This window comes from Candidatus Eisenbacteria bacterium, from assembly GCA_005893275.1.
GTDB lineage: Bacteria > Eisenbacteria > RBG-16-71-46 > SZUA-252 > SZUA-252 > WS-7.
Map to the genome: position 1 here is coordinate 1 of VBOW01000041.1, position 431 is coordinate 431.

1 protein-coding gene is annotated in these 431 nt (G+C 61.5%); it reads right to left on the bottom strand.

From position 1 onward, the window contains the following. The coding region (locus tag E6K76_08840) for a hypothetical protein (protein TMQ58082.1) at positions 1-253 on the bottom strand (253 nt) is incomplete at its 3' end. Positions 254-431 lie beyond the last annotated feature (178 nt).

The window sequence follows — 431 nt, forward strand, 5'->3', positions numbered from 1 at the left end:
TGAGAACCGCCAGGTCGCAGAAGTGGAGCGGAAGCACGTCGAGCCAATCGAGTCTGCGGATGGGCAGCGCGTCCGCGAGGGCGAACACGAGGCCGAACGAGAGGAGCCCGGCCAGCCCGAATCGAACCGCCGTCCGGACGCGCGCGAAACGGCCATGACTCCGCCGCAGAACCCATGATAGGAGAATCGAGACCGCGGCCAACGCGATGAGCGTGGTCACATGCTCGAGCCCAAAGCGTTCGAACGGATTCACGAGTTCGCAATATCCTCCCGAAGGGTGCTAGTTTCTATCAGAAACCCCGCGACAAGGCTCTCCGCCGCGATCCTACAGAAGAGTCAGACGAAGCCCGACATACGGCTCACTTCAACTGCAATCTGCCGCTCAGGTTAGCTGACGGCGCCACTTTCTGATTCCAAAGATGCTCGCCCGG